The organism is Duganella qianjiadongensis, assembly GCF_009857915.1.
In the GTDB taxonomy this organism is placed as follows: Bacteria; Pseudomonadota; Gammaproteobacteria; order Burkholderiales; family Burkholderiaceae_D; genus Rugamonas; species Rugamonas qianjiadongensis.
The window spans coordinates 634962-660013 of sequence record NZ_WWCM01000001.1; the positions used below are offsets into that span (position 1 = coordinate 634962).

The 25052-nt window shown below is 60.4% G+C and carries 19 protein-coding genes and 1 pseudogene; 7 read left to right on the forward strand and 13 right to left on the reverse strand.

The window, feature by feature from the left end; translation table 11 throughout:
- Position 1: 1 nt before the first annotated feature.
- On the reverse strand, positions 2-2572 hold the full coding sequence (cphA, locus tag GTP27_RS02890; RefSeq protein ID WP_161037641.1) for a cyanophycin synthetase: 2571 nt from the start codon (positions 2570-2572) through the stop codon (positions 2-4).
- 16 nt (positions 2573-2588) lie between these two features.
- Positions 2589-4754: a cyanophycin synthetase gene (locus GTP27_RS02895; RefSeq protein ID WP_161037642.1), complete on the reverse strand. Its 2166-nt coding sequence runs from the start codon at positions 4752-4754 to the stop codon at positions 2589-2591.
- Between the two features lie 315 nt (positions 4755-5069).
- Here GTP27_RS02895 and GTP27_RS02900 point away from each other — a divergent pair, with 315 nt between their 5' ends.
- Both GTP27_RS02900 and GTP27_RS02905 read left to right on the forward strand, forming a co-directional pair.
- Positions 5070-7328: a cyanophycin metabolism-associated ABC transporter gene (locus tag GTP27_RS02900; protein ID WP_161037643.1), complete on the forward strand. Its 2259-nt coding sequence runs from the start codon at positions 5070-5072 to the stop codon at positions 7326-7328.
- 15 nt (positions 7329-7343) lie between these two features.
- Complete coding sequence (locus GTP27_RS02905; protein WP_161037644.1) at positions 7344-7811, forward strand: cyanophycin metabolism-associated DUF1854 family protein; 468 nt, start codon at positions 7344-7346, stop codon at positions 7809-7811.
- A gap of 79 nt (positions 7812-7890) precedes the next feature.
- Here the strand turns inward: GTP27_RS02905 and GTP27_RS02910 are convergent, their stop codons facing one another.
- The 9 genes from GTP27_RS02910 to GTP27_RS02950 form a co-directional block, all read right to left on the reverse strand.
- On the reverse strand, positions 7891-9462 hold the full coding sequence (locus GTP27_RS02910) for an oleate hydratase (protein WP_161037645.1): 1572 nt from the start codon (positions 9460-9462) through the stop codon (positions 7891-7893).
- A 136-nt stretch (positions 9463-9598) separates the two neighbouring features.
- Entirely contained in the window at positions 9599-10882 is a 1284-nt protein-coding gene (locus tag GTP27_RS02915; RefSeq protein ID WP_161037646.1) for a sugar MFS transporter, read from the reverse strand.
- Between the two features lie 20 nt (positions 10883-10902).
- Complete coding sequence (locus tag GTP27_RS02920; RefSeq protein WP_161037647.1) at positions 10903-13440, reverse strand: glycoside hydrolase family 3 protein; 2538 nt, start codon at positions 13438-13440, stop codon at positions 10903-10905.
- A 24-nt stretch (positions 13441-13464) separates the two neighbouring features.
- The gene (locus GTP27_RS02925) at positions 13465-14838 is read right to left on the reverse strand and encodes a GH1 family beta-glucosidase (RefSeq protein WP_161037648.1); all 1374 of its coding nucleotides are present in this window, start codon (positions 14836-14838) and stop codon (positions 13465-13467) included.
- On the reverse strand, positions 14835-16127 hold the full coding sequence (locus tag GTP27_RS02930; protein ID WP_161037649.1) for a glycoside hydrolase family 5 protein: 1293 nt from the start codon (positions 16125-16127) through the stop codon (positions 14835-14837). Before GTP27_RS02930 ends, GTP27_RS02925 begins: the two co-directional genes overlap by 4 nt.
- Positions 16128-16225: 98 nt before the next feature.
- On the reverse strand, positions 16226-17239 hold the full coding sequence (locus GTP27_RS02935) for a LacI family DNA-binding transcriptional regulator (protein WP_161037650.1): 1014 nt from the start codon (positions 17237-17239) through the stop codon (positions 16226-16228).
- A gap of 88 nt (positions 17240-17327) precedes the next feature.
- Positions 17328-18569 (reverse strand): ABC transporter substrate-binding protein, encoded by a 1242-nt coding sequence (locus GTP27_RS02940; protein ID WP_161037651.1) that lies wholly within the window; start codon positions 18567-18569, stop codon positions 17328-17330.
- A 254-nt stretch (positions 18570-18823) separates the two neighbouring features.
- Positions 18824-19195, reverse strand: a complete 372-nt coding sequence (locus tag GTP27_RS02945) for a VOC family protein (protein ID WP_161037652.1) — start codon at positions 19193-19195, stop codon at positions 18824-18826.
- A 165-nt stretch (positions 19196-19360) separates the two neighbouring features.
- Positions 19361-19684 (reverse strand): TonB family protein, encoded by a 324-nt coding sequence (locus GTP27_RS02950; RefSeq protein ID WP_155433441.1) that lies wholly within the window; start codon positions 19682-19684, stop codon positions 19361-19363.
- 262 nt (positions 19685-19946) lie between these two features.
- Here GTP27_RS02950 and GTP27_RS02955 point away from each other — a divergent pair, with 262 nt between their 5' ends.
- Positions 19947-20558: a YitT family protein gene (locus GTP27_RS02955; protein WP_161037653.1), complete on the forward strand. Its 612-nt coding sequence runs from the start codon at positions 19947-19949 to the stop codon at positions 20556-20558.
- On the opposite strand, the gene GTP27_RS02960 is transcribed toward GTP27_RS02955, so the two are convergent.
- Complete coding sequence (locus GTP27_RS02960) at positions 20543-21439, reverse strand: DMT family transporter (protein ID WP_161037654.1); 897 nt, start codon at positions 21437-21439, stop codon at positions 20543-20545. The genes GTP27_RS02955 and GTP27_RS02960 overlap by 16 nt on opposite strands.
- Before the next feature lie 118 nt (positions 21440-21557).
- Between GTP27_RS02960 and ptrR the strand changes: the two genes are divergently transcribed.
- The gene (gene ptrR / locus GTP27_RS02965) at positions 21558-22430 is read left to right on the forward strand and encodes a putrescine utilization regulator PtrR (RefSeq protein WP_161037655.1); all 873 of its coding nucleotides are present in this window, start codon (positions 21558-21560) and stop codon (positions 22428-22430) included.
- Between the two features lie 3 nt (positions 22431-22433).
- Here the strand turns inward: ptrR and GTP27_RS02970 are convergent, their stop codons facing one another.
- Positions 22434-22988 carry an effector protein Tle3 domain-containing protein gene (locus tag GTP27_RS02970; protein ID WP_161037656.1) on the reverse strand — a complete coding sequence of 185 codons (555 nt, stop codon included), beginning with the start codon at positions 22986-22988 and terminating at the stop codon, positions 22434-22436.
- 707 nt (positions 22989-23695) lie between these two features.
- Here GTP27_RS02970 and GTP27_RS24240 point away from each other — a divergent pair.
- From GTP27_RS24240 to GTP27_RS02985, 3 genes and pseudogenes are all read left to right on the forward strand, one after another.
- Positions 23696-23863, forward strand: coding sequence for an Arm DNA-binding domain-containing protein (locus GTP27_RS24240; RefSeq protein WP_202416528.1), 168 nt, complete (start codon positions 23696-23698; stop codon positions 23861-23863).
- A complete protein-coding gene (locus tag GTP27_RS02980) occupies positions 23860-24054 on the forward strand; it encodes a hypothetical protein (RefSeq protein ID WP_161037657.1) in 195 nt (64 codons plus the stop codon). The genes GTP27_RS24240 and GTP27_RS02980 overlap by 4 nt, the downstream gene beginning before the upstream one ends.
- 522 nt (positions 24055-24576) lie before the next feature.
- Positions 24577-24906, forward strand: a pseudogene (locus GTP27_RS02985) (helix-turn-helix domain-containing protein); the annotation flags it as partial.
- Positions 24907-25052: the final 146 nt, after the last annotated feature.

Below are 25052 nucleotides of genomic sequence, written 5' to 3' on the forward strand. Positions count from 1 at the left end.
CTTAAGCTTCTTTGATGCGCTTGGCGATGTGCGCCAGTGCGGCTTCTACCTGATCCACCAGTATCAGGCACAGGTCGCCCGGCTGCAGGCGCGCCAGTGCCGTATCGATGGCGAGGAATTCGCCGAAGATTTCCTGAATATGGCTGGTACGTGGTGCATTGTTCAGACCGGAGCGCAGCAGCGCCACCACTTCGCCATCACCACGGCCACGCTGGCAAGCGTCTTCGTACAGAATCACGTCGTCGAATGCGCGGCCCAGAATCTCGGTCTGCTGGCGGATATCTTCGTCACGACGGTCGCCCGCGCCCGAAATCACCACGCCACGGCGCTTGGCCGGCATGGTTTCCACCGCCTGCACCAGCGCCAGTATGGCGTCCGGATTGTGGCCATAGTCGGCGATCAGGGTAGCCCCCTTGTAGTCGAATACGTTGAAGCGGCCCGGCGCATTGTCGGAATCGTTGGCGAAGGTTTTCAGGCCGAGACGGATAGCGTCCCAGCTAATGCCCACACCCCATGCTGCCGCCACCGATGCCATCACGTTCTCGACCTGGAAGCCGATGGTGCCGTTACGGGTGATCGGCACTTCGTTCAGCGGGATGCGCTGCAGCTGCGTGCCTTCTGCCGCCACGATATGGCCGTCGTCCACGTACACGGTGCGGCTGCCCTGCGCCAGATGGGTAGCGATCACCGGATGACCGCGCTCGGCACCGAAGAAGATCACCTTGCCGCGGCAGTTGCCTGCCATGCCGGCCACGATAGGATCGATCGCGTTCAGCACGGCGTAGCCGCTTTCCGCCACGTTCTGCACGATCACGCGCTTGAGCACGGCCAGATCTTCCACCGTGGTGATGTAGTTCAGACCAAGGTGGTCGCCGCTACCGATGTTGGTGACAACCGCTACCTGACAGCGGTCGTAGGCCAGACCTTCGCGCAGGATACCGCCACGTGCCGTTTCGAACACGGCGGCATCCACGTCAGGGTGCAGCAGCACGTTACGGGCGCTGCGCGGGCCGCTGCAATCGCCGCTATCGGTCTGGCGGCCTTCGATGTACACGCCATCCGTATTGGTCATGCCGGTACGCAGACCGCTGGCGGTCAGCAGGTGGGCGATCAGACGCACGGTGGTGGTTTTGCCGTTGGTGCCAGTCACCGCCACCACAGGAATGCGGCCATTGTCGCCCGGCGCAAACATGGTATTGACGATGGCTTCGCCCACTGCACGGCCTTTGCCGAACGATGGCGCAATGTGCATGCGCAGGCCCGGCGCGGCATTCACTTCCACCACACCGCCGCGCTGGTTTTCGATCGGCTGCAGCACGCTCTCGCACACCACATCCACGCCGCAGATATCCAGACCTATCATCTGCGCCGCTTCCACTGCACGGGCAGCCACTTCCGGATGCACATCATCCGTCACATCGGTGGCGCTGCCGCCGGTGGACAGATTGGCGTTGTTACGCAGGATGACGCGCTGGCCTTTGGCCGGCACCGAGTCCGCTTCCAGATCCTGCAGCGCCAGACGGGCCAGGGCGATATCGTCGAAGCGGATCTTGGTCAGCGAGGTCGAGTGACCGCTGCCGCGACGCGGATCGGCATTGACGATGTTGACCAGCTCGCGCACCGTGTGCACGCCATCGCCCACCACTTGCGGCGGATCGCGGCGGGCCGCAGCCACCAGCTTGTTACCGATCACCAGCAGACGGAAATCGTGGCCCGGCAGATAGCGCTCGACCATGATGTCGTCGCGGAATTCACGCGCCGTGTGGAAGGCTTTTTCCAGATGCTCTTTGGTCATCACGTTGACCGTAACGCCCTTGCCCTGATTGCCGTCCTTAGGTTTCACCACCACCGGCAGACCGATTTCCTGCGCTGCGGCCCATGCGTCCTCGGCATCTTCCACCGTGCGGCCGATAGGCACCGGCACACCGGCTGCATGCAGCAGCTTCTTGGTCAGTTCCTTGTCCTGCGCAATGGCTTCGCCTATCGCACTGGTGGTATCCGTTTCGGCGGCCTGAATACGGCGCTGGCGCGAGCCCCAGCCGAACATCACCATGCTGCCTTCGGTCAGGCGACGGAACGGAATGTCGCGCGCTACCGCGGCGGACACTATCGCGCCCGTGCTCGGGCCCAGACGCACATCTTCATCAATTTCTGCCAGCTCGGCCAGCGCGCCTTTCAGATCGAACGGCGTATCGGCCAGTGCGGCATTGATCAGGCTTTCCGCCAGCGTGACGGCCATGCGGCCCACTGCTTCTTCGCTGTATTCCACCACGGTCTGGTAAATGCCGTCTTCCAGCGTGGCGGTGGTGCGGCTGAAGGTGACCGGGCAGCCAGCTTGCGCCTGCAGACTCAGGGCAGCCACTTCCAGCACGCGGGCCATCGACACATCGCCGGAATGGCCAGTAGGCTGCAGCGCGCCGATGGCAGGGAAGCGCGCATGCAGGCGCTGCTCGAAACCGGAAATGCCGGCTATCGAACGCTCTTCAGGCGGGCACGAAACAATAACCTCCACCGCAGTGTGGTGGCTCCAGAGATTCGGGCCGCGAAGGGCGCGAGTACGGATAACTTCCATAAATCTGTGTGTTCTCTCAGTGATGTGTTTTTTTCGGAGTCGCCTCGAAGGTGCGCAGACCGGCGCCGATCAGATCCGGCGTCAGGCCCAGCGCCCATGCGGCAGCAATCGCCGCCAGCACGGCTTCCGGCGGTACCAGTGGCGACAGCGGCAAGGTCGCCACGTCCACACTGCCCTCGCCCAGCACGATGCGGTCGGCCCGCTGGAACACCACGCGGCCCGCTTCCTGACGATGGGCAGCGATGGCGGCCAGATGCTCGTCCACGCCATAGAAAATCACTGCGCCGTCGCACAGTTCGGCCATTTCGACCACCTGTTCGTCGGCGGCATTGAGCACCGCAGCGCCGCTCGGCAGGATCACATCGACCTGCGTGCGCAGCACGTTGTACAGCTTGTCGGCGCTATCGATATAGAAATCGCTGACATCTTCGAAATCGCTGACGTCGGTGACCACGCCCACGGCGCACTTGTCGTAGGCCAGACCTTCGCTCAGGATCATGCGGGCGCTGGCTTCGAACACACCGGCTTCCACGCTCTTGTTGAGCAGCATGCGCTCGCCCGTTTCCCAGTCGGTCAGGCCGTCGCGCGGCAGCAGACGGCCATTGACGAACAGGCCTTCGGCGCAGCTCAGGCCAGTCTTCTTGCCGCTGATCTGCAGCAGCCAGGCGATGATACGGGCCGTCATGGTGGTGCCATGCTTGCCGGCGATGCCGACGATAGGCATGCGGCCATCGAGTTCCGGCGCAAACAGGTGATCGACGATGGCTTCGCCCACGTTGCGCGGTTCGCCCACGGCAGGTTTCAGGTGAGCCAGCAGGCCCGGGCTGGCATTGACTTCGATGATGGCGCCGCCCTGCTCTTCCAGCGGACGGGTAATGTCGCTGGCCACCAGATCGATACCGGCGATGTCGAGGCCCACCACGCGTGCTGCCAGCGTGGCCATGGCCGCTACCTGCGGGTGTACTTTGTCGGTGACGTCGATCGCTACATTGCCGTTCGGCTGGATCAGCACCTTGAAACCGGCAGCCGGTACCGACTGCACGGTCAGATTCTGGCGTTCCAGTTCCAGCAGGATTTCCGGGCTATGCTCGGGCGTGACCAGACCCAGCGGGTGGTCTTCCGTTTCGCCGCGGCGCGGATCGATGTTGATCTGCAGGTTGCACAGTTCGACGATGTTCGATTTGCCGTCGCCCGTCACCCACAGCGATTCGCCGGCAGCCGCTGCCACCATGCGTTTGCCCACTACCAGCAGGCGGTGTTCGTCGCCGGGAATGAAACGCTCGACGATCACGTTCTTGCTGCCGCCGCGCAGTGCCGCCACGTCATAGGCTGCGGCCACTTCTTCCGGCGTATTCAGGTTGAGCGAAACGCCGCGGCCATGGTTGCCGTCGTAGGGTTTCACAGCGACGGGCATGCCGATATCCTGGGCTGCTTCGGCCGCCGCTTCGCGGCTGGTCACCAGCTCGCCTTCCGGCACCGGCACGCCGCAGGAAGCCAGCAGCGATTTGGTCAGGTCCTTGTCGCTGGCGATGCCTTCGGCAATCGCGCTGGTGTCTTCCGTCTCGGCGGTCCAGATGCGGCGCTGACGCGCGCCATGGCCCAGCTGCACCAGATTGCCGTCGGTCAGACGAATGAAGGGAATCCTGCGCACGCCGGCAGCATCGACGATGTTGCCCGTGCTGGGGCCCAGGCACAGACGCTCGACCATATCGGTCAGCTCGGCCACGGTGGCGTCGAGATCATACGGACGGTCTTCGATCATCGCCATCAGCAGGTCGCGGCCAGCGGCCAGCGCAGCGCGGCCCACGCGTTCCTGACGGGTGCGGAAAGCCATCTTGTACAGACCCGTGTCTTCACCGATCTGGCGGGTTTTGCCGAAGCCGGTTTTCATGCCGGCCAGATTCTGCAGCTCCAGCACCACGTGTTCGAGGATGTGGCCGGCGTAGGTGCCATCGCGCAGACGTTCGAGGAAACCGCCATGCTCGCCCACACCGCAACGGTGCACGATCAGACCCGGCAGGATCGCCGTCAGGCGCTCATACAGACCGGGGAGCAAATGCGAGGGGAAGTTTTCCAGTTCACCGATATCGAGCCAGGCTTCAATCACCGGACGATAGGTCCAGATATTCGGTCCGCGCAGATACGTCACGCGCAGAATGTCGATGTCTTTCTTCTTGATCATGTTTCTATTCTTGTGTCTTTGTTATCAGCCGTGGCCTACCCGCGCCGTATTTTAACCCCTGAACTACTGCTTGCTGCCAAATAGCATTTGGTCGTACCCGTGGCCTCGATCAAGTTCATCAAGCTGTTCCGGCGTTTATGTCTGTGCGTTATACTTGCCGCCAGCACAAAACACCGGTATTTCCTTGTTTTCCGTCAAAACTGTTACAAGTGACAGAATACCGTAAATACGCACTTATATCAGCCGCAACTGCTTGCTGGCAAAGTGAATATTTTGCCCAGGCCCGCCAATTTCCCTTCCGGAGTACGCTGCACAATGACAACTGAACAACTTTCCTCCGCCGCCAGCGCTAGCGAACTGCCCGAGCGCTGGCGTTCCGAGATACAGGCACAACTTTCCAAAGGGGAAAACGTTGTAAGTGCCCTGGAGGTTGACCTGGATGCGCAACTTCGTTTTTCCAAAGGCCTGCTGGTGCTCACCGAACAGCGTCTGCTGGCCCGCGCACCGGGGGAAAAAGATTGGCAACATTGGCATTTCACCAAATCGCTGCAACTGCAGCACCACGACCATGCAGGCGTGGGCCACATCGAACTGCTCAACGACCAGGGCCGCCTCGGCGCATGGCGTTTCACGCTGGGCCAGAATCTGCAGGCTATCCGTCTGGTCGAACAGTTCGAAGCCCACCTCGACAGCCACGCCACCGGCCTGCCGGTGGTGCGCGAAGAGGCCAACGTCTGCCCTAGCTGCAAGGCGCCGCTGGAGCCGGAACAGGAAGAGTGCCCGATCTGCACCAAGGTGGTGTACACGCCGCCGTCGACGTGGACCCTGTTCCGCCTGTGGCGCTTCGCCAGTCCGTACCGCTGGCAGCTGGCGCTGGGCTTTACCCTGATGCTGCTCAGCACCAGCGCGCACATGATTCCACCGTATCTGACCCGTCCGCTGATGGACAATGTGCTGATCCCTTACCAGAACGGCCAGCCGGTCGATACCAATCTGGTCACGCTGTACATGTCCGGCCTGCTGGGCTCCGCCGTCCTCGCGTGGATACTGGGCTGGGGTAAAACCTATGTACTGGCGCTGGTGTCGGAGCGTATCGGCGCCGACCTGCGCACTACCACCTACGAGCACCTGCTCAAGCTGTCGCTCGAATACTTCGGCGGCAAACGTACGGGTGACCTGATGTCGCGTATCGGCAGCGAGAGTGACCGTATCTGCGTATTCCTGTCGCTGCACCTGCTGGACTTTGCCTCCGACTGCCTGATGATCATCATGACGGGCGTGATCCTGTTCACCATCGATCCGTGGATGGCGGCGATTACCCTGCTGCCGCTGCCTTTCATTGCGTGGATCATCCACGTGGTGCGCGACCGTCTGCGTACCGGCTTCGAGAAAATCGACCGCGTGTGGGGCGAGGTCACCAACGTGCTGGCCGATACCATTCCCGGCATCCGCGTGGTGAAAGCCTTTGCCCAGGAAGACCGCGAAGCCAACCGCTTCCGCACTGCCAACAAGCACAATCTGGCCGTCAACGATAAGCTCAACAAGATCTGGTCGCTGTTCTCGCCTACCGTGTCCTTCCTGACCGAGATCGGTCTGCTGGTGATCTGGGTGTTCGGCATCTATCAAGTCTCCAAAGGCCACATCACGGTGGGTGTGCTCAGCCTGTTCATTTCGTATTCGAGCCGCTTCTACGGCCGTCTCGATTCGATGAGCCGCATCGTCTCCGTCACGCAGAAATCGGCCTCGGCCGCCAAGCGCATCTTCGACATCCTCGACCACGTTTCCTCGGTGCCGGAACCGGCCCACCCTGTAAAGCTGGACAAGGTGGAAGGCAATATCACCCTGCGCGAAGTGGGCTTCCGCTACGGTAACCGCGCCGTCAACCGCAGCATCAACCTCAATATCAAGGCTGGCGAAATGGTCGGTCTGGTGGGCCACTCCGGTTCCGGCAAATCCACCCTGGTCAACCTGATCTGCCGCTTCTACGACGTGGCCGAAGGCGCCATCATGCTCGACGGCGTGGACATCCGTTCCTTTGCCGTGTCGGACTACCGCCGCAACATCGGTCTGGTGCTGCAGGAGCCCTTCCTGTTCTTCGGCACCATCGCCGAGAATCTGGCCTACGGCAAACCGGATGCTACCCGCGCCGAGATCATCGCAGCCGCCCGCGCCGCGCACGCGCACGAATTCATCCTGCGTCTGCCGCAGGGCTACGATTCGATGGTGGGCGAACGGGGGCAGGGTCTGTCGGGTGGTGAACGCCAGCGTATCTCGATTGCCCGCGCCCTGCTGATCGATCCCAAGATACTGATACTGGATGAAGCCACCGCTTCGGTGGACTCGGAAACGGAAAAAGAAATCCAGCGCGCACTGGAGAATCTGGTACAGGGCCGCACCACCATTGCGATTGCCCACCGCCTCTCCACGCTGCAGAAGGCCGACCGCCTGATCGTGCTCGATCGCGGCGAAGTAGTGGAAGAAGGTCCGCACGACGAGCTGATGGCACTGGAAGGCGCCTACTACCGCCTGTATCAGGCGCAAGCGCGCAATGCCGCCACCCTGGCCGAAGAATAAGCAGAGAACCGACTCATGACGACACAATTCAAACTGACGCGCAATAGCTACGGCAAGCTGATACTGACCACGCCGGAAGGCGATGTGCACGAAGGCGTAGCACCGGTGCGTGCTTTCCCCGTGCAGGCACCGGAAGACGGCATCTCGCTGGTTAACACGGACGGCAAGGAAGTAGCCTGGATAGACCGCATCGAAGACCTCGATGCGCAGGCCGGTGCATTAGTGCGCGAAGAGCTGGCCGGACGGGAGTTCATGCCGGAGATTAGCCGCATTCACAGTGTGAGCAGCTATGCCACGCCCTGCACGTGGACGGTGACGACCGATCGCGGCGAAACCGAATTCGTGCTGCGCGGCGAAGAGGACATCCGCCGCCTGACCGTGGACACGCTCTTGATCTCGGACATACACGGCATCCACTTCCTGGTGCGCGACCTGCGCGAACTGGACAAGCACAGCAAGAAGATACTCGACCGCTTCCTGTAAGCGGCCACCCGCACTAACGGGGGCAGTGAGAGCAAGGGGCGCCATGCCCGCTTGTTCTCACTGACCCCGTTGTGCGGTTCTAGCGGAAGGCTTTGACCAGCGTTTCCAGCTTCACTTTCAGCGATTTGTCGTAATGGCTGACTGGCGGCACGGGGCGTTTCACGCCCAGCAATTCATACACGGCCATCTGCGCGGCGCGCACCGAATACTCGACCGTGAACACTACATCTTCCGCTATCTCGACAAACTGGCTGACGAAGGCCAGATTGCGCGAGTTGCTCGGCACCGGCAGCGGACGGTCGCTCTTGAAGCGCGGCATAAACATGCTGGTGATGTAAGGCATGCGGCAAGGGATGCAGTTGGCCTTGGCCATGATCTCCATATCGAAGTTGAGGTGGCCGCACAGTTCGCGCAGTATCTCTTCGCCGCTACAGTCAGCCATAGGCTTGGCGACGAAGTTACCCACGCGATCAGGATGCAGGGCATAGCCCCAGAACACCTGCACGCCTTCCGGCTGGCCGGCAAAGTGCGGCTGGTGCGCCAGCACCACCGACATCAGCCAGCTGGAATCCTTGAACGTCACCAGCCCGCCCGTACCGTCGGTATTGCCGGTGAACTGCTCCATCTTGTCGAAGAAGGCCGGATTTTTCAGCGTCACGGTGAACGACTCCCACCACGATTCCGGGATACTGGTATTGAAGGTAGCAGGATTACCGAACTGGGGGCGGTCCACCGCCAGCTTTTCCCACAGCGCCCAGCCCTGGCTGTCGCGCTTATCGAATTTCGGCGGCGCGCTGTGCATAGTGCCGAAGCTGGAGGCGTCCGTCATCGAGCCATTCTGGAAGAACACCAGATCCTGCGGGCGTACTTCGATGGTTTCAGCCACGCCATCACGGATGCAGCGCAGGCGTTCGACAACGGTATTGCCGCCATCTTCATCCAGCTCGATATCTTCCACCTTGCAGTTGTGGACCACGCGCACTCCCTGCTCCTGCAGCCAGTGCTGCAGCGGACGCACCAGCGAATCGTACTGGTTGTAGACGGTGCGTTTCACACCGGCCAGCGTTTCGATACGCGAGAACTCCATCATGAAGCGATGCAGATAGCGCTTGAATTCCACTGCGCTGTGCCACGGCTGGAAGGCAAAGGTGGTGGCCCACATATACCAGAATTTGGTCTCGAAGAATTCCGGCGACAGCCAGTCGGTGATGGCGGTGTTGCCGAGCTTTTCTTCATCGGCTTCGGCCAGCGCCATCAGTTCGGCGCGCTCGTGCATATTGAAGCCCATCGACGACACATTCAGGCGGAAGCGGTTGCGGTCCACCAGCCGCGCTTTCGAGTGCGATTTGTGCATCTCGTTGAAAGCGATGGTTTCGTTATACACGCTCTGGCCCGCATGTTCGAGCGACGGAATGCTCTTGAACAGATCCCAGGTGCACTCGTAGTTATCGGTGGTGAGCATGCGGCCGCCGCGCAGGGTGTAGCCTGTGTCCGCATTGCCGCCGCCATCCAGACTGCCGCCCGACAGAGGCGACGCTTCGAAGATGGTAATTGCGCTGCCCGGCACGCCGGCATCGCGGATCATGAAGGCCGCAGCGGCAAGGTTACCGATACCGCCGCCGACCAGATATGCTTTGATGGAATCACTCATGACACTACCCTCTTGTATGAAAAATCATAAAAATAGAGTGTCATGATAGTGCGCTGCACAAGCCAAAATTGCGAGGCAGCACTCTAAAGCACGGTTTCCATGCGCCAGATCAAAAAAGTAATCGAATAGAGTGCATTTACTCTTCCGTGTACATATTGGCGTACTTCAGACCGAAGTAGAGGATGAAGGTATAGCAGGCCGCAGGCACCATGAAGGAAGTCTGCAGGCTGATGCTATCGGCCAGCAGCCCTTGCGCAAACGGCACCAGCGCACCGCCCACTATCGCCATGCACAGCAGGCCGGAGCCCTGCCCCGTCAGCGGGCCCAGTTTATTGAGCGCCATCGAGAAGATGGTCGGGAACATGATGGAGTTGAACAGGCCCACTGCCAGCATGGCCCACATGGCGACATGGCCGCTACCGAAAATGCCCAGCAGGACCAGCACGATCACGGCAGCCGCGTTGAAGGCCAGCGCCTTGCCGGGGCTGATGTAGCGCATGGCAGCAAAGCCGATGAAGCGGCCAACCATGGCGCCCCCCCAGTAGTAGCTGACGAATGGCGCCGCATCGGCAGGCGCAAGGCCCGCCACTTTGGCATCGCCGAGGAAGTTGATCAGGAAGCTGCCGATGCTGACTTCACCGCCCACGTAGAGGAAGATGGCAATCGCGCCCAGCACCAGATGGCGCTGCTGCAGCACTTGCCCCCAGCCGCCGGTGCTGGCTTCTGCGCCATCCACAATCTTGGGCAGGCGCGCCATGGCAAACAGCACTGCCAGCAGCAGCAAGGCCGCTGCCAGCACCAGATACGGCCCCTGCACCGACGCAGCCTGCGCCGCGTGGTAAACGGCCAACTGTTCGCTGCTCTGTTTGGCCAGATCTTCCGCACTCATCACGCCGCCTGCCAGTATCAGCATGCCGCCCAGAGTCGGTGCTACCGTGGTGCCCAGCGAGTTGAAGGCCTGCGTCAGCGTCAGGCGGCTCGATGCCGTCTGGGCGTCACCCAGCACCGTCACGTAGGGATTGGCCGCCACCTGCAGAATGGTGATGCCGCCTGCCAGTACGAAGAAGGCAATCAGGAACAGGGTATAGCCGCTGGTGGCGGCCGGATAGAACAGCGCGCAGCCGGCAGCGGCGATGGTCAGTCCTGCCACCGCACCGTGCTGGTAGCCGATTTTCTTAATCAGCATGCCGGCCGGGATGGAGACGATGAAGTAGGCGCCGAAAAAGCAGAACTGCACCAGCATGGCTTGCACATAGCTGAGCGTGTACACGGCTTTCAGGTGCGGAATCAGCACGTCGTTGAGCGAGGTCAGCAAGCCCCACATGAAGAACAGGAGGGTGACAATGACGAGCGGGCCGGTATTGCTGGCTCCCTGCGCCAGCTCGCCGCGCAGCGGCATGCCGTGGGAATGGTGTTCCATATGAGTTAGTCTCCGTCTGATTATTTGAAATCGCCGCACTTGAGTGCATCGGCATCTTTTGCCGCACCGCCGACGATCTGTACATTGGCAAAGCTGGCACTGAAGGCAGCATCGGCGGCGACGCTGAACGGCACGCTGATGGCCGACAGCGCCGCACCGCGGGCGCTGAAACAGGCCAGCGGCATTTTCACCGTCTGCTTTTCCTTGCCCGCCAGCCGCTGGAAGATGGCGCTGGCATCGAGCTCCGTGCCATCCACACCTACCGCCACTTTGCCTTGCGGTGCAGCGGCTACGATCACGTCGAACTGCAAGGCGGCATCCTGACTCGCATAGGCCGGCAACGGCGACGCTTTGGCAGCCTGCGCTTCCAGTCTGGCCGGGCCGCTCCAGGTCAGACGCTTGGCATCCTGCTGGGTGTTCACCTGCGCCGTCTCCACTTTCACGGTAGGCAGATTGAATACGCTGTTCAGGTCCGCACCCAGCGCCACGCGCTGGCCGGCACTGCTAACGTACAGGGCGTAGGTGGAACGGTCAGCCGGTGCGTAGATAGGCATGGCCGTGGTCTTGCCGCAGCCGCCAGCCGGATAGCTGGCATCGAGTTGCGACAGGCTGGTTTTGCTCTGGTAGTTCAGGCCATAGCCATATTTGAACAGCGGGTCATACCTGGCGTCGCCTACATTGAGCGGCGACTGGCAGGCCGATTTCGGCCACGAGAACGACAGCTTGCCGCGGAAGTCGGCATTGACCTTGCCATCGGCTTTGCGGAACAGCACGTCCGCAACACCCTTGCCCTCGGTACCCGGCAGCCACGCGGCCACAAAACTGTCCGACAGGTTGAGCAGGTCGTTCACATACATCGGACGGCCCGACATCAGCACCGTCACCACCGGCTTGCCTTTGCCTGCCACCGCCTGCAGCACGGCCAGATCTTCCGGATGGCGGCCGGACAGGCGCAGCGTGCCCGATGGGCCGATATCGCCATCGCCTTCCGCATACGGGGTTTCGCCTATCACGGCGATCACGGCATCGAACTGCGACACATCGACTCCGGCGGCGTTTTCACTGAAGATGACGTTGGCCTTGCCCACGGCATCCTGTATGCCGGCGAGGATGCTGTCGCTGACCGGATAGTCGGAATTCTTGTTATCCGTGCCTTGCCAAGTCAGCGACCAGCCGCCCGACTGGTTGGCCAGATTGTCGGCGCTCTTGCCCACCACCAGTACTTTCTTGCCGCGCGCCAGCGGCAGCACGCCGCCGTTATTTTTCAGCAGTACCAGTGATTCACGCACAGCCTGTCGCGCTAGTGCACGCGCCTGCAGCGCTTCCTGCTTGCCGGCGTAGGCATTCTGCGACGGCTTCTTGCCATCGAACAGACCTGCGCGCAGTTTCACGCGCAGGATGCGGGTCACGGCATCGTCGATACGGGACATGGGAATCTGGCCCTTTTCCACCTGTGCGATGGTGTTGGCGATGAAGGATTTCCAGTGCTCGGGCACCATCACCATATCCACGCCGGCATTGATGGACGCAGGGCAGCTGTCAACCGTGCAACCCGGTACTTCATCGATCGCATTCCAGTCGCTGACGATCAGGCCATCAAAACCCATTTTGATTTTCAGCGCATCGGTCAGCAGAGCTTTACTGCCGTGCATTTTGCCGTAGTCGACGCCGCCCTCGACATCGTTCCAGCTATTGAAGGAAGCCATCACCGTCTGCACGCCAGCCTGCAGTGCCGGATAGTAGCCCTGCGCGTGGATGTTGATCATGTCTGCCTTGCTGGAACGGTTGATGCCACGGTCCTTGCCTTCCGCCGTACCACCGTCGCCCACAAAGTGCTTGGCCGTCGCCACCACGGTGTTATCCGATTTCAGGTCGCCCTGCAGGCCCCGCACATAAGCCGCGGCATAGTCTTTGACGATGGCCGGATCTTCCGAGAAGCTCTCGTAAGTGCGGCCCCAGCGGTCATCGCGTACCACGGCCAGCGTGGGCGCGAACACCCAGTCTATGCCGGTGGCACGCACGGCCTTGGCCACGGCCTGCGCCATGTCGCCTACCAGCTTTTTATCGCGCGCCGCGCCAAGGCCGATGTTGTGCGGGAACAGCGTGGCGCCATACATATTGCTGTTGCCGTGCATCGCATCGATCCCCCAGATGACGGGAACCTGCACCTTCATATCGGTACTCATCGACGCGTCGTAATAGGCGTCCGCCAGCTTCACCCAGTCCGCCGCCGTTGCATACTTGTTCCCATCCGGCCAGCTGCCGCCGCCATTAAGCACCGAACCGATGTAGTACTCGCGCACCTGTGCGGGCGTAATGAATTTGATTTCCGGCTGGGTGATCTGGCCGACCTTTTGCGCCAGCGTCATGCCAGCCACGATCTGCGCAATGCGCGCTTCCATCGCCTTGTCCTGCTTGACGGCGCTGGTGATGTGCGGCCAGTCCTTGAGTGCTGCGCTGCCACTGGCGGCGGTAGCGGTAACAGTAGCGGCGCCCAAAGCCAGCGTGGCGGCCAGCACGGCACGGCGCATCAGATAGTTGTGTGGTGTGGTGTTCATGGTTTTGCTGTCCCCTTGTTAGATTTAGTTTTGTGCGCCGTGCAGAAAAGCGCTGTACCAGTGGCCGCTGTGCTTGAGCGTGCGCTCCTGCGTGGCGTAGTCGATATAGGTCAGGCCGAAGCGGCGCAGATAGCCTTCTGCCCATTCAAAATTGTCCAGCAAACTCCAAGCGAAATAGCCGTGGATATTGGCGCCGGCAGCAATCGCGTCGCGCATCGCCGCCAGATGCCGGATCAGATAATCGCGCCGCTGCACGTCGGCTATGCTGCCGTCGGCACTGACGTGATCTTCGTAGGTCGAACCGTTTTCCGTTACATACAGCGGGCCGGTGGGATAGTCGCGCTCGATGCGCTGAAGTAGTTCCACCATGCCTTGCGGCGCCACTTCCCAGCCGAATGCGGTGCGCTCGCGCCCTGCCAGATGCACGATCTCGCTGCGTAGCGGATACTGTTCCGGTGCATCACGCACCACCTCGGGGAAGTAGTAGTTCACGCCGAGGAAATCCAGCGGGGTGGCAATGGCGTCCATATCGCCCGCTTCGATACGCGGTGCATCGTCGCCCACCAGTTCCAGCACCTGCTGCGGATAGCCCCGGCCATACAGCGGATCAAGGAACCAGCGGTTGCGCAGTCCATCATGGCGCTGCACGGCCGCCTGATCGGCCGCGCTGTCGCTGGCCGCCCTGATAGGATGCAGGCTCAGTGCAATTCCCACCTGCGCATCCGGCACCTGTGCACGAATCAGCGCCACGGCGCGGCCATGCGACACCATCACGTGATGGCACACCTGCAGCGCCAGCGGCAGACTGCGCTTGCCCGGTGCATGCATGCCATCCCAGTTGCCATGCATGGCCGTGCACCACGGCTCATTGTGCGTGATCCAGTGGCGCACACGGCCGCCGAGATGGCGCGTTACGACTTCGACAAATTGCAGATAGGCGGCTATGGTGGCGCGGTTTTCCCAGCCGCCCTGATCCTGCAGGTACTGCGGCAAGTCCCAGTGGTACAGCGTGCACCAGGGTTGCAGCCCGCGTGCCAGCATGCCGTCCACCAGCTTCGAGTAGAACTCCAGCCCTCTGGCATTGGGCGCAGCGTCGACACCATTAAAAATGCGCGGCCACGCAATCGAGAAACGGTAAGCGTTCAGCCCCATGGACTGCGCCAGATCCAGGTCTTCCTCCCAGCGGTGGTAGTGGTCGCAAGCCTCCGCGCCCGTACTGCCATCGCGCACCTTGCCCGGCGTGGTGCTAAAGGTATCCCAGATCGATGGCACACGGCCATCGAGCGTAGCAGCGCCTTCGATCTGATAGGACGAGGTCGAGACGCCCCAGACGAAATCGTCCGCAAAGTCGGCGCGCCGGATCGCTACCGGCAGATTCTTGAATATCGGTGTCTTCATTTTTTCTTATTGAATGGTGTAGGCGGTACGGCAGCATTCATCCATTGCTGTGCACCCGGAATCACTTCATACGGCACACTGCCAAACTGGCGGAACAGATTTTCGATTTCGCTCAGCGAGGCCGTGCTGAAATCGAGGGATGGAATTTTTGCGCTGCGGGCGTTGGACACCAGTCCCCACGTACCGTTGCCCTGCCCGCCCTGATGGGAAACCAGCTTGTAGGCCCAGGCCGTAGCAGCCCAGCCCTGGGCCGTGTAGGCGTCGTAACTGACGCGCATGATCTGGCCGCCCAGCTCTGGCCCCAGCCCAGCCCAGGGCTGGAACTCGCCCACAAAGAAGGCTGCATCGATCTCGGCCAGCTTGCGCTGCCATGCGCACACGCCGCTCTTGCCGTCGCTGCCGCATTCCAGCCAGTCGCGGTGCACCTGCAGCCCGGGCTTGCCCCAGCCGAAGTGGCCGGGATAGGGATGCATCTCGATGGCGACATTCTGCTGCCCATGCTCGGCCGGTTTGCCGTAAGCGTCGAAGCCGCTGTTATGACCGGGCAGGATGATGACGTGGTTAGTGTCCACCGCGCGGATGGCGCTGTACAGCGTGCCCATGACACTGGCCAGATTTTCCGCCGTGGTGCCCCATGGTTCATTGAGGATGCTGTAGCCGGCCACGGCGCCTCTGTCCTTGTAGCGCGCAGCAATCTGCTGCCACAGCCAGATGGTGCGCTGCTGGTACTCGGGCGTAGTCCAGTACAGATTTTTTCCGGCGCAGCCGCTGTGGTGCTCCCAGCCCTGACTGCCGACTGCACCGTGCAGATCGAGCACCACATAGATGCCGCGCTGCTCGGCCTGATCGATGGCCTGATCCAGATAGTGCCATGCGTCGGCACGCAGCTGGTAGGGATGCTGTTCGTCTTCTACCACGCTGTAGATGAAGGGCAGGCGCACCAGATTGAGTTTGAGCTGCGGCAGCATGTTCCAGTCACGTTCGGTGATCCAGTTATCGCGGAACAGGCGATACAGCCGTTCGCGCTCGGCATAGCCGAAACGCCGGTCCAGCACCGCCTCCAGCTTGCACTGGTCATCGATGCCGGCGCTGCCCTGCCCCATCATCCAGAACTCCTGCATCAGGTAGTTGCCGAAGTTGACGCCCCGCAGTGCCACCGGCTGGTCCGCCGCATCGAGCCAGCGCCCGCCTTGCGTGTGCAGCATGGGCAGCGGCTGAGCCCATGCGGCTACGGCCGGCAGCAAAGCCGCCAGCAGACTGGCAACTCCTAGCAAACGCTTGGTGAACATGGCCTACTCCTTCGGATGGAATCGTTTCCAATAACACTCTGAAAAAAGGGCACATCAAACTGCCCTTTCCCCGTCTCCTACCTGCACGCCCTGACGGCTCAGGGCTGGCGCGCCGTGGCCAGCGATGCCCGCTCGGCCACATGCAACTGGTACTGCCGTTCTACTGGCCGGTGCATATCGTAGCAACGGTTCAGCAGAAAATTCAGTCCGTTCAGCGTCATCTCGCTCCAAGGTATATGCACGCTGGTCAGACGGGGCGCGGTAAATTCCGCGCTATGCGTATCATCATAACCGAGCACTGACACCTGCTGCGGCACTGCCACCCCGGCCTGCTGGAAGCACGACAGGGCTCCGACCGCCATTTCATCATTGGCGCAGAACAGCGCGGTAAATTCATAGTCCGACTTGAGCAGACGCTCGGCGCAAGCCCAGCCACCTTCCGGCGAAAAATCGCCGTCTTCCATCCACACGGAGGCCGGAGCGATACCTGCCGCTTCCAGTTCCGCCATAAAGCCGGCAATCCGCGCCTGATTATCGGCGGCCGCAGCGCGGCCGGCGATCACGGCTATCTTGCGGTGCTGCTGTGCCAGCAAGGTTCGTGCAGCCAGCCGTCCGCCCGCTTCATGGTCCACCGTGAAGCACTGCTCGGCGATGCTGGCAAATGCGTGGTTGATCACTACCACGCGCGCCTGAAACGGCCCCAGTGCGGCAAAGTCTTCCTCTTCCAGCGAGTTGGTCATCACGATCAGACCATCGCTACCCCGTTCGATCAGAAAGTTCATCCCTTCTATCGCCTGCTGGCGCGCATCGCCCTCGCCCACACCGAACGCTACCACCATATTCAGCCCTGCGGCACGCAGCGCCGTGTAGATCGACTGCAGTATCGGCGTATAGAACGTCCCGCTCAGATAGGGTATGTAGACCCCTATCATCTGCGAATTACCGGACAGCAGAGTACGCGCCGCGTGCGAGGGGCGAAAATCCAGTTCCTCGATGGCCTTGCGCACTTTTTCCAGCGTGGCCGGCGATACCGAGCCCTTACCGCTGATCACCCGCGACGCCGTGCCCAGCCCTACTCCCGCCAGGCGGGCTACGTCTTTAATGGTTGCCACCAGTTCCCCTGTGCTATCAGTCTATGCGGCGGCAAGCATACCGCATGGTCTGCCGCCATGACAAGCAATCATGGCCGGTCATTCCCGCCTAGTCCTGCAGCAGCGCCGCAGCGATGCTCTTCTGGGCTTTTTCCACCGGCATGCGGGTGTTCCAGAACGCCGTCAGCACATCCTGCAGCGCGCCATTCTGGTCCGGCGTGATATACACCTCGATCATGCCGACCTGCCGCGCCTTGTCCTTCATGGCTGCCATGCCGGCCTGCGCACAGGCATCCATCGACGACACATCGATATCGCTACGCACCGGCAGCGAGCCTTTCAGCTTGCTGAATTCCAGCTGGGCGGCCGGCGCCATCAGCGTGGTCGCCAGCAGCTTTTGCGCTTTGACGGTATCGGCATTGGCCGTTTTAGGAAACACGAAAGCGTCGCCCTGTATCAGATACGGCGCTTGCGGTCCCAGCCCGGGAATGCAGCCAAAGTCCTTGCCGGGGCTCTGGCGCGCTGCCGAGAACTCGCCCTTAGCCCAGTCGCCCATAATCTGTACCCCGGCTTTACCGCTGATCAGCATGGCCGTAGCGTCGTTCCAGTTGCGGTTAGGCGAGCCGGGATCGACATAGCTTTGCAGGCGTTTGAACGCCACCAGCACCTGTCTGAAGGCTTCCGAGTTGAGCGCTTTCGGATCACGGTCGCGCAGCACTTTCAGATACAGTTCCTTGCCGCCCACATTGGCCAGCATGGCCTGGAACAGGATGTTCTCCTGCCAGGCCTGACCACCGTGGGCCAGACCGATCAGCCCTGCGGCCTTGAGTTTATCGAGTGCGGCAAACAGTTCGTCCGGGGTGGCCGGCTCCTTGGTGATGCCGGCTTTCTTGAAGGCGGCCTTGGAATACCAGATCCAAGTGGACATATGGATGTTGACGGGCAGCGCATAATAATGCCCCTTCACCTTGATCACATCGAGCATGGGGCCGGGCAGCAGCTGATCCCATTTGTCGCGCAGCGCGACATCATCGACATTATTCAGCGAACCCTGATCGATCAGGTCGCGGAACTGTTTGGTGGTATTGAATTGCGCCGCCGTAGGCGGATTGCCGCCGACGATGCGGTTGATGGCCACGGCCTTGGCCTGATCGGCACCGGCAATGGCGGTATCGACCCACACGCCGCCAGCCGCGCGATAGGCATCGGCAAATTTGCGCACGGCGGCAGACTCGCTGCTGGAAGTCCACCAGTGCATTACTTCGGCTTTCGGCCCGGCCGCTTGCGCGCCCGTTGCCAGCGTCAGCGCCGCCATCGCTACGGCTACGCTGCCCATACGGTATTTGGTCATCCGGTCTCCTTGCATGCCGGTCGGCGCCAGCATTGCTCATTCGGGGTAAAACGCGATACTACGATGCCCGCCCTGTTCTGGCAAAAAAAACCGGCGCCGTCCACAGCGCCGGTAACTTCGTGCGAAGAGACTAGGGGTACATCGAACGGAATTGGAAACGTTACCAATTCATGCCGCCGACTATAGCATCGCTAGAATTTAAGTGTCAACCGGATTTAGCACGCGCCCGCCAGTTGCAGCCTGCGGGCGGCAGCTTAATCGCCTTCGCGCACGAATACGCGCAGACGGTGGCCATCGCGGTCCAGCGCTACAAAGGTGTAGCCGAAGTCCAGCGCTACCGGGCGCTGGGCAATCGCCACGCCCTGCCCGGCCCACAGCCCATGCAGACGGTCCACCTCGGCCCGGTCCTCGACACGGATGCACAGCTCGCTGCCGCCACCAGCGCCCAGCGCCATCGGCAGGACGGACTTGCGCGCCCACAGGCCGAACTTCAGGCCGTTTTCCAGCATGAACAGGGAAAACGTCGGTGCCGTATCCACCGGCTGCTGGCCCAGCAGGCCGGCATAGAAGGCGGCGCTGGCGATCGGATCTTCCACATACAACAGAGCATAATCAGGGCTAAACATTTTCCTACTCCTAGAGATGCACACCACCGCGGTGTTGCTTGTGCATATAGTAAGAAATCGCTCTGACAGTTTTTGTCAGGAGTGTGCGGCAGAAAAAACAAAGGCGGCCATAGCGGCCGCCCTGTAAGTACGGAACCCGGTCCGTATCATACTGCTGCAAGCAGATTAATCCAGTTTCCAGACGTATTCCAGCGTCTGCCACTGATCGCCGCCTGGCGAGACGAATTTGCATTTGGTGATGCTTTTCTCGGCAGCTTTGTCCAGATTTTTGAAGCCGCTCGATTTATTCACTTTCGATTCCAGCACTTTGCCCTCCGGCGACAGTTTCAGGCCCAGCACCACGGTGCCTTTTTCTTCATTCATCAGCGAGGCTTTCGGATACTCGATCGAGCATGGGACCTTAGGATCCAGAGTGGCCATTTTGTCGGCGGCGAACGCGGGCAGCGTGACCGACAGCAGACTGATTGCAGCAATGGCGAAACGTTTCATGAGGCTTCCTTTTTGTGAAATGAATAGAATGAAATCTAGCAGTAGCAAGCGCGGGATCCCCGCTGCTGCAACGTTTTGATCCTACGCCTGCACTTGCGCAAAGTCGATATTGACATGTAACACTGTTGCTTTCCTGCAAAAAATTGATGGAAATCAACACCAACATTGTCAGAAATATCTGTTTTCGATCAAGAAAACTCAGCGTTTTTCTTGATTTAGGTCAATGCGTCCGACCCGCCATCGCTTATATGATCGCGCCACTATGCAATCTACGCTTCCAGTCAGCCAACACTCCCTGTTCGACGATGCTCAGGCACTCGTTACCGGCACCCTGCTCATTTCGCTGGGCGTCAACCTGCTCGGCACCGCCAACCTGATTACCGGCGGTACGGTGGGTATCGCCATTCTGCTCAAGTACTTCACCGGCGTTTCTTTCGGCAAGCTGTTCTTTCTGGTGAACCTGCCGTTCTACCTCCTCGCCTACAAGAAAATGGGGCGAGTATTCACGCTCAAGACCTTCCTCTCGGTGGGCTTGCTGAGCGCATGGTCGGAGCTGCTGCCGCTGGTGTTCAAGATCGGCGACGTGAACCCGTTCTATTCGGCGGTGATGGGCGGCCTGCTGGCAGGCGTGGGCCTGCTGATCCTGTTCCGCCACCGCGCCAGTCTGGGCGGGGTGAATGTGCTGGTGCTGTTCCTGCAGGAGCGCATGGGCTGGCGTGCAGGCTATATGCAGCTGACCATCGACGGCGCCATCGTGCTGCTGTCACTGTCCATAGTGCCGATCGACCGCATCGCCATTTCCCTGCTGGGCGCCGCCGTGCTGAACCTGACACTGGCCATCAACCACGTGCCGGGCCGCTACGGCGCCGCCTGAGCGGCAGCCCGCGCCGGCCGCAACACCAGCAGCATGCCCAGTACGGCCAGCGCCATGCCGGCCAGCGTTGCGCTGCTCAGTGTGCTGCCGAACAGCAGCCAGCCCAGCACGGCCGTCACCACTGGCACCAGATAGAAGTAAGTGGCAACCCGCGTAGCCTCGCCACGCCTGATCAGATAGATCAGCAATAGCACGGCCGTGACCGATACGCCCAGCACCATCCACAGCAAACCGAACACGAATGTGCCCTGCCATTGCACAGGCGCGGAGTGATCAAACAGACACACCAGCCCCATCACCACGCTAACCGCCACATACTGGAAGAAAGTACTGGCAAACACATGGCCATCGGCAGGCAGCTGCTTCTGATAAAGCGTGCCGGTGGTCACTGCCAGCAGGGCAATGCAGGCCGCCAGGATGGCCCAGCCATCGAGCCCGCCCGGCTGCAAGCCCGGCGCCAGCACCAGATATACCCCGGCAAACCCCACGGCGATGCCCAGCCAGACCCGCCCACCCAGCCGCTGCTGGTGTGCCGTGCTCACATACAGTGCGGTGAGCACGGGCTGCAGGCCGGTGATGAGCGCCGTCACCGCCGCAGGCAGACCACGGCTCATAGCAAAGAAGCAGCCGCCCAGAAACAGAGTCTGCATCAGCAGGCCGGTCAGCAGGGCCTGACGCATGCCGCGCGGCGAAGGAAAGCGTACGCGGCAGACCAGCGCCAGTGCCAGAAACACCAGCGCCGACAGCCCGCCGCGCCACAGCAGCAGCTTGAACGGCGGCGCATACTGTACGCAGGCTTTGACCGCCACATACCCCGTGCTCCACAGGAAGACGAACAGCCACGGAACGCTGCGTTCGATCAGAGGCGACGGGTGGGCCATATAACTCCTGCAAATCAGACAGATGACAAACAGCTGCCATCAACAAGCTACAGCTTAACGTGGCACGAGTCGATAAAAAAGTGAATAATTATGCAGCAACCATTCATATATTGAGAATATGAAACTATCTGAACTGGAAATTTTTCAAGCCGTGGCTGAATGCGGCAGCGTGGCCGGTGCCGCCCAGCGTTTGCACCGCGTGCCCTCCAACGTCACCACCCGCCTGCGCCAGCTGGAAGAAGACCTCGGTGTGCAGCTGTTCATCCGCAGCAATCAGCGCCTGCAACTGGCGCCGTCCGGCCACAGCCTGCTGGAATACAGCCGCCAGATACTGGCACTGGTGGCAGAGGCGAGGCAGGCTGTCAGTGGCGGCGGCGCGCTCGGTACGCTGACGCTGGGATCGATGGAGAGTAGTGCCGCCGTGCGCATACCGCCGCTACTGGCAGAGTTCCACCAGCGCTATCCGCACATCCAGCTCGACCTCACTACCGGCGCCTCGGGACAGATGCTGGAGCAGGTGCTGTCCGGCCACTGCATGGCTGCTTTCGTCAACGCACCGCTGCTGCATCCGGCACTGGAAGGCCGCGCCGTGTATCGGGAAGAAATGCTGATCATCGCACCGCGATCCCAGCCCGTGTTCACCAGCGCCAGCGAACTGGCCGGACGCAATCTGTATGCCTTCCGCAGCCATTGCAGCTACCGCAGGCATTTCGAGGAATGGTTCCGCGCCGGACAGTCTGTTCCGGGCAAGATTTATGAAATGGAGTCCTATCACAGCATGCTGGCCTGCGTGATCGCAGGGGGCGGACTGGCGATGATGCCGCGCAAAATGCTGGAGAGCATGCCCGGTCACGAGCAAGTCAGCATCTGGCCGGTGGCCGAGGACTGGCGCTGGCTCGATACCTGGCTGGTATGGCGGCGCGATGCCATGACGCCGCAGCTGCGGGCTTTGCTGGAGTTGCTGCCGCAAGCTCCGGCCGACATCACCTGAACGCTATCGGGTCGATCTGCCGGCTAGCGTGGACGTATCCAGCCCTGCCGGTGGCGCACCGGCAGCCGGGAGCACGCCGGTCAGGTAATACGGGTCACTCCGTTTCCAGTCCGCCAGATCAAGCAGATACTGCCAGTAATCTGCATCGCCAAAAGCATAACCCTGCCCGACGGTGAGATCGTAACTGATCACTTTCTCGACCAGCCTATCCTCGCCTACGGCGGCGCCATAGCGCAGGATCTGGCCATGATTGGTCTTGGCGACCTGACGTTTGCCAAAGCTCGCCAGACGCGCGGCCACTTGCTCCGGCGCCTCCTCATGCGTCAGTCTGCTCCCATCCGGTCCGCGGTTGCTTGTGTGTTCGGGTACGTAATGACGCGAGAAAATGGCAAAGTCCTGCTGCTGTTCGGCATTGCTGCTTTCCTGCCCATCGAAAGCAACGTAGCCTTCATCGAAGTCCTCGCCCGTCACTGCAGGCACGGGAACCGCAGGAGCATTGATCCAAACCCGCTCCTGCGGCGCCGGCACACTCTGCACGCCAAACAGATTATTCCCCAAAAAATTACAGATAAGCGAGGTCGCACCACAGATCAAGCCAACACCGTTTTTGAACTAACAGTGTTTTGTGACCATGGTACCGTAGCTAATCGCCCCAATCGGTTAATTGTTGCAGTTGATCTTGATAAGTATCGATCTTGCCTTGACGCACACGGTTGGTAATTAATCACTATTTTTAGCCCGCCCTGTGCGGGCTTTTTTGTGCCCGCGACCAACCGTGACAATCTGTGATCATTCAAACATGCAATTTATTTAGAATTGCAGATGACTTCGTTAAAACAGAATGCTCATAGACATGCGGCACATAAAATTTAAGACGATCGCGACAATCCTCATTCTTTCAGCACTGGCTGGATGCGCCAAGCATTACACGGCCGCATCAATAGACGATCCATATGGATTCTTCTCTGGTCTTTGGCACGGGATGATCTTCCCATTGTCCCTTGCGGCCAATATCATTTCGTGGCTTGCGTCTTGTATTGGCGTGGACTTGTTCAAAGATATTGAAATTATTGGAAAGCCGAATACAGGATTTTTTTACTATTTTGGATTTATCTTTGGGATCTTTAGCGTAGGGGGCGGTAGTCGATAGACTTATGCGCGATGAGACAATTCGATAGATTTCTCTCCCCTGCCGATCGATACAATCAATTGTCCTCCCCCGACCGTATCCACATGCGAATTGCAGCCTTGCTCCTCGCTCTACTCTGCGAAACAGCAATAGCGGGCATCGCGCCTGCTTCTTCGTTCGGACGTCTCACAGGTACCCTGAGCTTACTCTGGCTGATGCGCGTGAGCGGCATCTTGAAGCGCGAAAGACGCTCGCCAGCGGCATCGACCCGCTACAAAACAACAAGCGCTCAAGGCCGCCTTGACGGTCGAACAGCTTGGCGACGAATGGCTAACCCGCGTCATCGAAAAGCAATTCAAGAAACCGGAGGAGGTGCGCCGCATGTTGAACGTAGACATCTACCCTCGTATCGGAAAATTCCTTGCGAGGGACATCACCAGCCGCGAAACGGCACTGGTCGCCGACGTATTGCACAGCTTCGCGTCGACGACCTGATCCAGAGACACCGGGCGGTCTTTGCCAGCAGTAAGCCAGCGACCGCAACGGCAAGCCGCGTGTTCTGGTTCCTGTTGTCGGAGGAACTGACAAGGCGGCGGGTTGCGCCGTGGATGCGACATCATCACTTGCCCCTCGAGACTACAGCACCAACCAACGATTCGCCTTGATGGTCGCAGATCTACGATATGTCAAATCTGTATTTCCTGATCACGCACGCCTGGTCAAGTATAGACGTTGCAGGGCTTTATTTTCTGGCACCGAATCGGCCTTCCACTCTGAAGCGGCTTTCTGCTTTTTTGACGGCACTCGCGACGCCTGGAAGATAACCAAAACACTAAGCCTCACCCCCGAGCAGCAACTTGCCTGCATGTGGCTTCAGTCGACCCCAATTGCGAAACGGATTGAATCCGCAGTGTTGATTTGCATCTAAAAGTGACCCACTTTGCCGCATAATTTGCACACGAAACTGACCCACGTTTAAGACACAATCCTGCTCATGACATTGAGTGGGGAATTGGAGTGATCGACGTGGCATTACTAGGCATTATTCGACGCTGGCACATTCGCGACCAGGTCCCACTAAGAGAAATCGCCAGACGTCTTGGCATCTCAAGAAACACCGTCCGGCGCTATCTACGCTCGGAAACCATAGAGCCATCCTACGCGGACAGGCGTTCACCCAGCGCAATCGACAAGTACGCTTTCCAGCTATCGGGGATGCTAAAGACCGAGGCGGCCAAATCACGCAAGCAGCGGCGCACTTTGAAACAGCTTCATGAAGACTTAAAGGAGTTGGGCTTTGAGGGGTCTTACGACAGGGTTGCAGCGTTCGCGAGGGTATGGCGGGCGGGTCAAACTGACAGGGTCAGGACCTGTCAGGAATTTTGTGTGCCGGGGTCGCGGTTCGTAGTTAATTAATCGCGTTGGTGAAGCGTTCCCCAAACAGAATGGCAAACTGGTTTGCTGCCATCTTCCAAGTTCGCTGCGGCATCTTC

Bases quoted from the DNA above. Each gene is read 5' to 3' on its own strand.
- GTP27_RS02895 (WP_161037642.1), bottom strand. From the start codon at position 4,754: ATGATCAAGAAGAAAGACATCGACATTCTGCGCGTGACGTATCTGCGC.
- GTP27_RS02915 (WP_161037646.1), bottom strand. From the start codon at position 10,882: ATGGAACACCATTCCCACGGCATGCCGCTGCGCGGCGAGCTGGCGCAG.
- cphA (WP_161037641.1), bottom strand. From the start codon at position 2,572: ATGGAAGTTATCCGTACTCGCGCCCTTCGCGGCCCGAATCTCTGGAGC.
- GTP27_RS02920 (WP_161037647.1), bottom strand. From the start codon at position 13,440: ATGAACACCACACCACACAACTATCTGATGCGCCGTGCCGTGCTGGCC.
- GTP27_RS02905 (WP_161037644.1), top strand. From the start codon at position 7,344: ATGACGACACAATTCAAACTGACGCGCAATAGCTACGGCAAGCTGATA.
- ptrR (WP_161037655.1), top strand. From the start codon at position 21,558: ATGAAACTATCTGAACTGGAAATTTTTCAAGCCGTGGCTGAATGCGGC.
- GTP27_RS02900 (WP_161037643.1), top strand. From the start codon at position 5,070: ATGACAACTGAACAACTTTCCTCCGCCGCCAGCGCTAGCGAACTGCCC.
- GTP27_RS02925 (WP_161037648.1), bottom strand. From the start codon at position 14,838: ATGAAGACACCGATATTCAAGAATCTGCCGGTAGCGATCCGGCGCGCC.
- GTP27_RS02945 (WP_161037652.1), bottom strand. From the start codon at position 19,195: ATGTTTAGCCCTGATTATGCTCTGTTGTATGTGGAAGATCCGATCGCC.
- GTP27_RS02910 (WP_161037645.1), bottom strand. From the start codon at position 9,462: ATGAGTGATTCCATCAAAGCATATCTGGTCGGCGGCGGTATCGGTAAC.
- GTP27_RS02955 (WP_161037653.1), top strand. From the start codon at position 19,947: ATGCAATCTACGCTTCCAGTCAGCCAACACTCCCTGTTCGACGATGCT.
- GTP27_RS02950 (WP_155433441.1), bottom strand. From the start codon at position 19,684: ATGAAACGTTTCGCCATTGCTGCAATCAGTCTGCTGTCGGTCACGCTG.
- GTP27_RS02940 (WP_161037651.1), bottom strand. From the start codon at position 18,569: ATGACCAAATACCGTATGGGCAGCGTAGCCGTAGCGATGGCGGCGCTG.
- GTP27_RS02960 (WP_161037654.1), bottom strand. From the start codon at position 21,439: ATGGCCCACCCGTCGCCTCTGATCGAACGCAGCGTTCCGTGGCTGTTC.
- GTP27_RS02930 (WP_161037649.1), bottom strand. From the start codon at position 16,127: ATGTTCACCAAGCGTTTGCTAGGAGTTGCCAGTCTGCTGGCGGCTTTG.